7 protein-coding genes are annotated in these 6,854 nt (G+C 66.0%); 6 read left to right on the top strand and 1 reads right to left on the bottom strand.

Annotation, left to right across the window (positions count from 1 at the left end):
• On the top strand, positions 1–466 hold a 466-nt coding region (locus NTD88_RS24770; RefSeq protein ID WP_262191770.1), incomplete at its 5' end, for an energy transducer TonB.
• A gap of 40 nt (positions 467–506) precedes the next feature.
• Here the strand turns inward: NTD88_RS24770 and NTD88_RS24765 are convergent.
• Positions 507–1,121, bottom strand: coding sequence for a Yip1 family protein (locus NTD88_RS24765; RefSeq protein WP_095155251.1), 615 nt, complete (start codon positions 1,119–1,121; stop codon positions 507–509).
• Between the two features lie 445 nt (positions 1,122–1,566).
• Between NTD88_RS24765 and NTD88_RS24760 the strand changes: the two genes are divergently transcribed.
• The 5 genes from NTD88_RS24760 to NTD88_RS24740 all read left to right on the top strand — a co-directional run bounded on the left by NTD88_RS24760 (position 1,567) and on the right by NTD88_RS24740 (position 6,806).
• Entirely contained in the window at positions 1,567–2,790 is a 1,224-nt protein-coding gene (locus NTD88_RS24760) for an SfnB family sulfur acquisition oxidoreductase (RefSeq protein ID WP_262153936.1), read from the top strand.
• Between the two features lie 9 nt (positions 2,791–2,799).
• Positions 2,800–4,173, top strand: coding sequence for an LLM class flavin-dependent oxidoreductase (locus NTD88_RS24755; RefSeq protein WP_262153935.1), 1,374 nt, complete (start codon positions 2,800–2,802; stop codon positions 4,171–4,173).
• Positions 4,170–4,835: a methionine ABC transporter permease gene (locus NTD88_RS24750; protein WP_110970501.1), complete on the top strand. Its 666-nt coding sequence runs from the start codon at positions 4,170–4,172 to the stop codon at positions 4,833–4,835. The genes NTD88_RS24755 and NTD88_RS24750 overlap by 4 nt, the downstream gene beginning before the upstream one ends.
• A gap of 70 nt (positions 4,836–4,905) precedes the next feature.
• Positions 4,906–5,682, top strand: coding sequence for a MetQ/NlpA family ABC transporter substrate-binding protein (locus NTD88_RS24745; RefSeq protein WP_095155247.1), 777 nt, complete (start codon positions 4,906–4,908; stop codon positions 5,680–5,682).
• Between the two features lie 122 nt (positions 5,683–5,804).
• Positions 5,805–6,806 (top strand): methionine ABC transporter ATP-binding protein, encoded by a 1,002-nt coding sequence (locus NTD88_RS24740; RefSeq protein WP_262153934.1) that lies wholly within the window; start codon positions 5,805–5,807, stop codon positions 6,804–6,806.
• The last annotated feature ends 48 nt before the right edge of the window (positions 6,807–6,854 follow it).

The following is a 6,854-nucleotide window of genomic DNA, read 5'->3' as shown; positions in this document are numbered from 1 at the left end:
CGAGGTGCGCCGTCAGGAACGTGTGGCCGAGCAACAGCGGCGTCGCGACGAAGCCCGGCAGCGCGAGGACCAGGCGCGTGCGCAACAGCAGCAAGCGGCGCGCGAGGCGGCCGAGGCGCGGGAGACGCAGCGTCTGGCCACTGAACGGCGTGCCGCGGATGAACGTGCCCGCGCCGCGGCTGCCAGTTCACAGTACCTGCCCATCAGCAAGCAGGCCCCGGACTATCCGCAGCGCGCGCTGGACAAGGGCGTGCAGGGCGATTGCACGGTCAGCTACACCGTCGACACCTCGGGCCGGGTCCGCGATCCGCGCGTGCTGGACGGTTGCCACCCGTGGTTCGCCCAACCCTCGTTGCAGGCAGCCAGGACGTTCAAGTACCAGCCCCGGGTGGTCGATGGCCGGGCCGTGGAAGTGCCCGGCGTGAAAAACACCTTTCACTACAGCATCGAGCAAGGGGTGAGGTAGGCAGGCGATGCAGGCGCGAGCTTCGCGAGCAAGCTCGCTCCTACGGCAACGTCGCCGGGCGCAGGTACTCGGGCTCCAGCACGTTGAACCAGAACAGGATCATGTTCACAAGGATGGTCACCAGCACCAGCAGGCCAACGCCCCAGACCGAGGCGGCGTACAGGAAGCCGCGGTCCTGGGTCAGGCGCATGAACTTGGGCAGGCCGACGAACAGCAAGTAGGTGGCGTAGGCCCCGGCCGCGCCGAGGGCCGCCACCGCCAGCCAGCGATTGGGATAAAGCCCGGCGATGCCGGCGAGGAAGTACGGCGTGGTGGTGTAGGCGACGAAACCGATGCACTGGTTCAGCGTCGGCCGGGCGTCGAAAGTGCGCGACATCCAGCGGATGAACCCGCCCATGATCATGGTGCCGAGCAGGGTGGTGACGTAAAGCAGCACGCTCAGTTGCAGGCCGCTGGCGACGCTGACCCGTACCCGGTCGGCGTCGGCCAGGCTCCAGCCGGTCCAGGTCACGCCGATGAACAGGCACACCGCCGGCAACAACGCCCACAGCAGCAGGTGCGGCAGGTAGTGGCGGGGTTGGCGTTCTTCTTCGCTGCGGATATCCACCCAGGCGTAATCCGGGTGAGTCATGAGTTTGACGAAATGAGCTTTCATGGCGGCAGTCTCCTGTTCGCGCCCGGTGCGCGAGGGTCCTGAACATTGGAGACAGCGGTTTTTCCAGACGTTCAGTGTTTGTCCTTGCCAGGCGCCGTACGGTCGTGGCGGATGCCCGGGTGGCCGCCCATCGCCGACAAGCCGGCTCCCACCGGTCCGGCGCAAGCCTTGATAGCTGCATTGATCCCTGTAGGAGCTGGCTTGCCAGCGATTCATGGGCACCGCAAAAACCACGGCATGCGCGCCTGACCATCGCTGCCGCACTCTGATGATGTCCCCCACCCAACTGTTCACCCACCAACACCTGCCCAACACTTTGCTGTCCGGCAGTCCTTTCCGGCTGTCTTGAAAATTTCCTAACCGGCTGAAAACAAAGGACTTAAGCCGTTGGCATGGCTTGTGCTCTAGCCCTGGGTATCCATGTACTCAGGACCAAGGAACATCCATGTCCACACCTGCCGTTTCCGCCCACTACGACATCCGCCAGCCGGATGCGCATCTCATCCGCGACGACGCCGAAGCCATCGCCGTCGCTCACCGTATCGCCGCGCTGCTGCGCGAGGGCGCGTCCGAGCGTGACCGCACGCGCCAGGTGCCGGCCGATGTGGTCGATGCGTTTTCCAACAGCGGCCTGTGGGGCATCACCGTGCCGCGCAGCTATGGCGGTGCCGAGGTGTCGTTCGCGACGCTGGCCAAGGTGATCGCCATCGTCTCCGCCGCCGACCCGTCCCTCGGCCAGATCCCGCAGAACCATTACTGCCTGCTGGAAGACATCCGCCTGCAAGGCAGCGAAGAGCAGAAGCGCTTCTTCTTCGATCTGGTGCTCAAGGGCCATCGTTTCGCCAATGCGCTGTCGGAAACCGGCGGCAAGACCGTGCAGGACATCCGCACCCGCCTGGTCGCTGAAGGCGACGGCTACCGCATTGACGGGCGCAAGGGCTATTGCACCGGCTCGCTCTACGCCCACTGGATCGGCGTGCTGGCCCTGGACGATCAGGACCGCGCCCAACTGGCGTTCGTCCAGCGCGGCACGCCGGGTCTGGTGGTGGTGGATGACTGGGACAGCGTCGGCCAGCGCACCACCTCCAGCGGCACGGTGATCGCCGACGGCCTGCGGGTGCCGGCCTTCCACCTGTTCGCCAGCTACCGCTCCTATGAAAGCCCGACCCTGGCCGGCCCGTTCGCCCAGTTGACCACCGCTGCCATCGACGCCGGCATCGGCCGCGCCGCGCTGGACGACACCATCACCTTCGTCCGCGAGCACGCCCGTCCGTGGGTCGATGCCCAGGTGGAAAAAGCCGGCGACGACCCGCTGACCATCATTCAGGTCGGCTCGCTGGAGATCCGCCAGGAAGCCGCCGAAGCGTTGCTGGAACGGGCCGGCTGGGTGCTCGACGCGGCCAAGCCGGCGCCGGACGAAGACAACGTCGCCGCCGCCTCGGTGGCCGTGGCCAAGGCCAAGGTGCTGACCACCGAAGCCGCCATCGAAGCCACCAACCGCCTGTTCGAACTGGGCGGCACCCGCTCGTCGCTGGCCAAACACAATTTCGACCGCCACTGGCGCAACGCCCGGGTGCACACCCTGCACGACCCGGTGCGCTGGAAGTACCACCTGGTGGGCAACTGGGCGCTGAACGGCATCAAGCCGCCGCGTCACGACTGGAACTAGGGTGCGGCCATGTCCAAGCAGATTCGTCTCAACGCCTTTGCCATGAACACCGTCGGGCACTTGTCGCCCGGTCTCTGGCGGCACCCCCGCGACCAGTCGCGGCGCTACACCGATATCCATTACTGGGTGGAGCTGGCGAAAACCCTGGAGCGCGGCCGTATCGACGGCCTGTTTATCGCCGATGTGCTGGGGGTCTATGACGTCTATGGCGGCAACGCCGACGCGGCCCTGAGCAGCGGCGCCCAAGTACCGGTCAATGACCCGCTGCAACTGGTGCCGGCCATGGCCGCGGCCACCGAACACCTGGGCTTCGGCGTCACCGCCTCGGTGTCGTTCGAGCACCCGTTTCCGTTCGCCCGGCGCATGTCCACCCTCGATCACCTGACCCAGGGCCGCGCCGGCTGGAACATCGTCACCTCGTACCTGAGCAGTGGCGCGCGCAACCTCGGCCAGCGCGAGCAACTGTCCCACGACCAGCGTTATGCGCTGGCCGAGGAATACCTGCAGGTCTGCTACAAGCTGTGGGAAAGCAGTTGGGACGAGGACGCCGTGCGCGCCGACCGCGACAGCGGCGTGTACGCCGATCCGGCCAAGGTCCACGGCATCGACCACGACGGCACCTACTTCAAGGTGCCCGGTTTCCACCTCTGCGAGCCGTCGCCGCAGCGCACCCCGGTGCTCTACCAGGCCGGCGCGTCGAGCCGTGGCCGGGCATTCGCCGCGGCCAATGCCGAATGCGTGTTCGTCGCCGCGCCGAGCAAGGCGGTGCTGAAGAAACAGGTGGACGAATTCCGCGCCGCCGCAGTTGCCGCCGGGCGCGCGGCCGACGATATCGTCATCCTCGAACAGCTCACGGTGATCGTCGCCGAGACCGACGAGGCGGCCCTGGCCCGCCTGCGCGAGTACCGCGAGTACGCCAGCGCCACGGGGGCGCTGACCTTGATGTCGGGCTGGACCGGGATCGACTTTTCCCGCTACGACCCAGAACAGGTGCTGCGTGAAGTGCCGAGCGACGCCATCCAGTCGGCGGTGGAAGCCTTCACCCGCGCCGATCCGAGCCGCACCTGGACCACCGCCGAAATTGCCGATTACTGCGCCATCGGTGGCGACGGCCCGGTGCTGGTGGGCTCGGCGCAGACCGTCGCCGACCAGTTGCAGGAGTGGGTCGAGGCAACCGGCGTCGATGGCTTCAACCTGGCCAGCGTGGTCGCCCCGGAAACCTTCGTCGCCGTGGTCGATCTGCTGGTGCCGGAGTTGCAGGCCCGCGGCCTGTTCAAGCGCGAATACGCCGAAGGCACCTTGCGCAACAAGCTGTTCGGCCAGGGCGACCGCCTGCGCGCGCCGCACCCGGTTGCTGCGCTGCGTCGGGAGGCCGGCAAATGAATGAGTTGCTGGTCAACCTGAACTGGGGCGAGGTCGGCGAAGCCAGCCTGGAAACCCTGAGCATGCTCGGCGCGGCGCTGGCCTTCACCGTGCTGCTCGGGCTGCCGCTGGGGGTGTTGCTGTACCTCACCGGGCAGCGCCAGTTGTTGTCCAGCCCGCTGTTGTACCGCTGTTTGTCGCTGGTGGCGAACGTGCTGCGTTCGCTGCCGTTCATCATCCTGCTGATCGTGCTGATCCCGGTCACCACGCTGATCACCGGCACCTCGCTGGGAGTACGCGGGACCATCCCGCCGCTGGTGGTGGGCTGTACGCCGTTCTTCGCCCGGTTGGTGGAAACCGCGCTGCGCGAGGTCGATCGCGGGCTGGTGGAAGCCAGCCAGGCGATGGGCGGCAGCACCTGGCAGATCATCCGCTACACGCTGTTGCCGGAGTCGCGCACCGGGCTGATCGCCGCGGTCACCGTGACCGCCATCGTGCTGGTGGACTACACCGCGATGGCCGGGGTGATCGGTGGCGGCGGCCTGGGTGACCTGGCGATCCGCTTCGGTTACCAGCGTTTCCAGACCGATGTAATGGTGGTCACCGTGCTCTTGCTGATCCTGCTGGTGCAGGCCCTGCAAATGAGCGGCGACCGCCTGGTGCGGCACTTCACCCGCCGCTGAAACACCGTTTTGCCCAACCCGGCCCCACGTTCGCCCGACGACGGCCAATCCCATCCCAAAGGAGCACACCATGTTCAAGCAGTCTCTGGCGGTCCTGGCCGCCGCAATCATCAGCCTGTCGGCCCATGCCAACGAAAAACTCGTCGTCGGCGCCACCCCGGTGCCCCACGCCGAGATCCTCGAATTCGTCAAACCGGCGCTGGCCAAGGAAGGCGTGGACCTCGACATCAAGGTCTTCACCGACTTCATCCAGCCCAACCTGCAACTGGCCGAGAAAAACCTCGACGCCAACTACTACCAGTACCGGCCGTTCCTCGATGACTTCAACAAAAGCCGCCACACCGACCTGGTGCCGGTGGTGGGGGTGCACATCGAACCGTTCGGCGCGTATTCGACCAAGATCAAAGACCTCAAGGACCTGCCCGACGGCGCCAGCGTGGCCATCCCCAATGACCCGGTAAACACTGGTCGCGCCCTGGTGCTGTTGCACGAGGCCGGGCTGATCAAACTCAAGGACCCGAGCAACACCCTGGCGACCCAGCGCGACATCGCCGAGAACCCGAAAAAACTGAAGATCCGCGAACTCGAAGGCGCCTTGCTGGCCCGTGCGGTGAACCAGGTGGACCTGGCGTTCGTGTTTGCCAACTACGCCCTGGAAGCCGGGATCGACACCAACAGCGCGCTGATCGTCGAGAAGGGCAAGGACCTCTACGTCGAGTACCTGGTGGCGCGGCCGGACAACCTGCAAGACCCGGGTATCCAGAAACTGGCCAAGGCGCTGAACACCCCTGAAGTGCGCAACTTTATCCTGACCCGTTACAAGGGCCAGATTGCGCCGGGCTTCTGATCTTTCGGGGCACATCGCGAGCAAGCTCGCTCCTACAGAATTCCACATTACTGTAGGAGCGAGCTTGCTCGCGAAAGGCCATCAGCCCCCCCATGGTGCTCAACTAATCAGGTGTTCAGATCGTGACCCGCTTCTCCCAGGAAATCCTCGCCTCCGTCATTCCTCTGCAACTACGCGGGATTGGCAAACGCTACGGCGACCTCACCGCGCTCCAGGGCATCGACCTCAGCGTCCAGCGCGGTGAAATCTTCGGCATCATCGGCCGCAGCGGCGCCGGCAAATCCTCGCTGCTGCGCCTGATCAACCGCCTCGAAACCCCCAGCGCAGGCCAGGTGCTGATCAACGGCCAGGACATCGCCGCCCTGACCACCACGCAACTGCGCCCGCTGCGCCGGCAGGTGGCGATGATCTTCCAGCACTTCAACCTCATGGCCACCCGCACCGTCGCCGAGAACATCGAACTGCCGCTGCGCATGGCCGGCGTGCCGCCGGCGGAGCGGTTACGCCGGGTCGATGAACTGCTGCAACTGGTCGGCCTGGTCGAGCGCCGCCACGCCTACCCGGCGCAATTATCTGGCGGACAGAAACAGCGAGTCGGCATCGCCCGCGCGCTGGTGCTGGAACCGCAGATTCTGCTGTGCGACGAAGCCACCTCGGCGCTCGACCCGGAAAGCACCCAGGCGATCCTGCAACTGTTGCGCGACATCAACCGGCGCCTGGGCCTGACCATCGTGCTTATCACCCATGAGATGGAAGTGATCCGCGACCTCTGTCACCGCGTGGCGGTGCTGGAGCGCGGGCAAGTGGTCGAACAGGGCGAAGTGTGGCGGGTGTTCGGTGATCCGAAACATGAAGTCAGCCGGATTCTGTTGGCCGGTTCCGAGCACGTCGAAGACAGCGCACGGAGCGCCGAGGGCGAGGTGTTGCTGGATCTGCATTACACCGGAGCGCGTGGGCTGGAGCCGGATCTTGCGGCGTTGTCGGCGGCGTTGCCGGGATTGCGCCTGGTGCAGGGCGGAGTGGAGCGGATTCAGGGGCGGGCGCTGGGGCGGTTGCGGGTGGCGGTTGGCAAGGTGGACCTGGAAAAACTCAGCGCGCTGGCGGACCGGGTAGAACGAATCTGACCGGGCGCATCGCGAGCAAGCTCGCTCCTACAGGCAGGTGGCACAAAT

This window comes from Pseudomonas sp. 20P_3.2_Bac5, from assembly GCF_025466035.1.
Lineage (GTDB): Bacteria > Pseudomonadota > Gammaproteobacteria > Pseudomonadales > Pseudomonadaceae > Aquipseudomonas.
The sequence above is the reverse complement of the archived record's forward strand: the minus strand, read 5'-3'. Positions and strand labels throughout refer to the sequence as shown.

Coding starts and splice junctions, on each gene's coding strand:
- NTD88_RS24745 (WP_095155247.1), top strand. CDS start 4,906: ATGTTCAAGCAGTCTCTGGCGGTCCTGGCCGCCGCAATCATCAGCCTG.
- NTD88_RS24750 (WP_110970501.1), top strand. CDS start 4,170: ATGAATGAGTTGCTGGTCAACCTGAACTGGGGCGAGGTCGGCGAAGCC.
- NTD88_RS24765 (WP_095155251.1), bottom strand. CDS start 1,121: ATGAAAGCTCATTTCGTCAAACTCATGACTCACCCGGATTACGCCTGG.
- NTD88_RS24760 (WP_262153936.1), top strand. CDS start 1,567: ATGTCCACACCTGCCGTTTCCGCCCACTACGACATCCGCCAGCCGGAT.
- NTD88_RS24755 (WP_262153935.1), top strand. CDS start 2,800: ATGTCCAAGCAGATTCGTCTCAACGCCTTTGCCATGAACACCGTCGGG.